This window comes from Candidatus Andeanibacterium sp. (assembly GCF_057143545.1).
Genome location: NZ_DBNHSF010000035.1, coordinates 1 through 3,229 on the forward strand (window position 1 = coordinate 1; position 3,229 = coordinate 3,229).

Here is a 3,229-nt window from a genome sequence, read left to right on the forward strand (position 1 = left end):
CGATCGTGAACGAGAATGTCGCGGTTTACGATTTCGCCAACAACGAGACCGTCCTGATCGAAACGACCAGCGGCGGAAATCCGCTGCTCGCGCGCGAGACCCGCAAGGACATCCGCCTGTCCGCGCAATGGGACTTGCCGTTCCTGTCCGATGCGAGGCTGCAGGTCGATTACAACGTCAACCGCTCCTACGACATTGCTTCCGGCTTCCCGGGGATCCTCACGCCCGAGATCGAATCCGCGTTTTCGGACCGGGTGACCCGGGATATCGACGGGACCCTGCTGGCGCTCGACCTCCGGCCGGTGACGTTTGCGCGCCAGACCAGCCGCCGGATCCGCTACGGCATCAATATGGGATTCCAGCTGGGCGGTTCTCGCGAACAGGAAGAGCGCCCGCAGCAATCGGGCAACGGCGCAGCTCCGGCGGCAGCGCAAGGCGGCGGGTCGGCGGTCGGCCCCAACGGACCGGCAGCGCCAGGCGGCTTCGGCGGCGGCCAGGGCGGACCTCCAGGCGGCTTTGGCGGCGGCCAGGGCGGCGGCAATTTCGACCCCGCGCGCTTCCAGGCGCTGCGCGAGCGGCTGTGTGCCGGCACCGGCGATGTCCAGCTGAGCGAGGAAGAAATCGCCCAGCTTCCGCCGTTTATCGTCAACCAGGTTCGCAACGAGGCGGGCGAGATCGACCAGGCGCAGCTCAATGCGCTGCGCGATCGGTTCTGCAGCGCCGACGCCCAGATCGTCGGCGGTCCGGGGCAACCGGGCGGCAATTTCGACCCGGCAAGGTTCGACGCCATCCGCCAACGCATCTGCGCCGCGCCCGAGGGCGAGCTTCCCGACCTGACCGATCTGCCCGAGCCGATGCTGCAGCGCCTGCGCGGCGAGGATGGCGAGATCGATCCGGAGCGCTTCGCGGCCCTGCGCGCACAGATGTGCGCAGGCGGTGACGCAGCCGGACAGCAACCCGGCCCGGGCGGCGGCGGTTTCTTCCGCTTCGGCGGTCCTCCGGGCGGTGGCCCGCCCGGCGGCGGCGGCGCTCCTGGCGCGGGACGCGGCCCCGGCGGCGGCGGAGGTGGCCCACCGATCGGCGCGATCATCGGCCGGATGACCGGCGGCGGTGGCGGCGGCGGGCGGATGTTCGTCAACCTGTTCCATACGATCGAGCTCGAGAACGAGTTGCTGATCGCCGAGGGCCTGCCGGTGCTCGACCTGCTCGATGGCGATGCCTTGTCGGGCGGCGGCACGGTGCGGCATTCGGCCGAGCTCGAAGGCGGGATATTCATGAACGGCAAGGGCATGCGCTTTTCGGGTCGCTATTCGGGCAAGAGCCGGATCGACGGGAGCGGTATGCCGGGATCGAGCAATCTCTATTTCGGTTCGCTGCTCACGCTCGATCTGCGGGCATTCGTCGACCTCGACCAGCAGCCGAAGCTGGTCGAGAAGATCCCGCTGCTCAAGGGGACGCGGATTTCGTTCAGCGTCGACAATGTGTTCGATGCCCGGCGCAAGGTTGTCGACGACAACGGCGAGGTTCCGCTGCGTTACCAGCCCGGCCTGATCGATCCGGTCGGCCGCTTCTTCGAGATCGAATTCCGCAAGCTGTTCTAGAATTCCTGTTCCTCCCCGTTCGCGCACAGCGTGAATGGGGAGGGGGACCACGCCCTCGCAGAGGGGGTGGTGGAGGGGTGATTTGCACCATTCCCCTCCGTCAGGCGCCGTTGGCGTCTGCCACCTCCCCATGCCTTCGGCACAGGGAGGAATTGAGCGCGCCGGCTTTCCCGCCTATCTCCCGCCCATGGCAGACAGCAAGGCCGGAACTCCGCCGCATCCCAAGGGGGCAGGGCGCTTCAACGAGGAGCGCGCCGCCTATACGGTGAAATCCGCCCAGCCCGATATCGAGGCGGGGGTCGCGGCGATCCGCGCCACGATCAAGACCCTGAAGCCGCTCCCCGGGGTCTACCGCATGCTCGATGCGCGCGGCGACGTGCTCTATGTCGGGAAGGCGCGCGCGCTGCGCAATCGCGTAACCAGCTATACCCAGGTCGACCGGCTGACCAACCGGCTCAGGCGGATGGTCAGCCAGACGCGCGCGATGGAAATCGTCGTCACCAATTCCGAGGCCGAGGCGCTGCTGCTCGAAACCCAGCTGATCAAGCGCTTCCGCCCGCCGTTCAACGTCCATCTGCGCGACGACAAGAGCTTCCCCTTCATCCTGCTGCGGGCCGATCACGCCTATCCGCGGATCACGAAGCATCGCGGGGCCCGGAAGGCGAAGGGCAATTACTACGGGCCGTTTGCCAGCGCCGGTTCGGTCAACCGCACGATCAACGCGCTGCAGAAGCTGTTCCTGCTGCGCAGCTGCAGCGACAGCTTTTTCGAACGGCGCGACCGGCCCTGCCTGCTCTACCAGATCAAGCGCTGCGCCGCGCCCTGCGTCGGGCGGATCGACGAGCAGGGCTATGCCGAGCTGGTGCGCCAGGCGAAAGAATTTCTCGGCGGGAAATCGACCGCCGTGCAGGCCGAGATCGAGCGGCAGATGCAGCAAGCGGCCGATGCGCTCGATTTCGAAAGCGCAGCGATCCTGCGCGACCGGCTGCGCGCGGCGACCTTCATCCAGGGCAGCCAGGCGATCAATGCCGGGTCGCTCGGCGAGGCCGACATCTTCGCCCTGGCGGCGAAGGGCGGGCATGTCGCGGTGCAGGCCTTCTTTATTCGCGGCGGGCAGAATTGGGGGCACAAGGCCTTTTTTCCCGCGCATACCGATGGCGTGGACGATGGCGAGGTGCTCGCCGGCGTGCTGGCGCAATTCTACGAGGAAGTGCCGCCACCCCGGCTGGTGCTGGTCGACCGGGACTTGCCCGAGGCGGAGCTGCTGGCCGAGGCACTGTCGGAGCTGGCGGGCCGCAAGGTCGAGATTTCCGTGCCGCAGCGCGGCGACCGCCGCAAGCTGGTCGAGCAGGCCAGCCGCAACGCGGTCGAAGCGCTTGAGCGACGGCTGGCGGAAACCAGCACCAAGGCGAAAGTGCTGCGCGAGCTGGCGGAGTTTCTCGAACTGCCGGAGCCGCCCGGGCGGATCGAGATCTACGACAATTCGCATATCCAGGGTGCAAAGGCGGTCGGGGCGATGGTCGTCGCCGGGCCGGACGGGTTCGAGAAGAACCAGTATCGCAAGTTCAACATCAAGCGCGCGCAATCGGATGACGACTTCGCGATGATGCGCGAGGTCATCAGCCGTC

At 67.3% G+C, this 3,229-nt stretch carries 1 protein-coding gene and 1 pseudogene; both read left to right on the top strand.

Going from position 1 to position 3,229, the window contains the following annotated elements:
• Nucleotides 1-1,601, top strand: a pseudogene (locus tag AC16XC_RS02190) (hypothetical protein); the annotation flags it as partial.
• Nucleotides 1,602-1,788: 187 nt separating this feature from the next.
• On the top strand, nt 1,789-3,229 hold a 1,441-nt coding region (uvrC, locus tag AC16XC_RS02195; RefSeq protein WP_484032997.1), incomplete at its 3' end, for an excinuclease ABC subunit UvrC.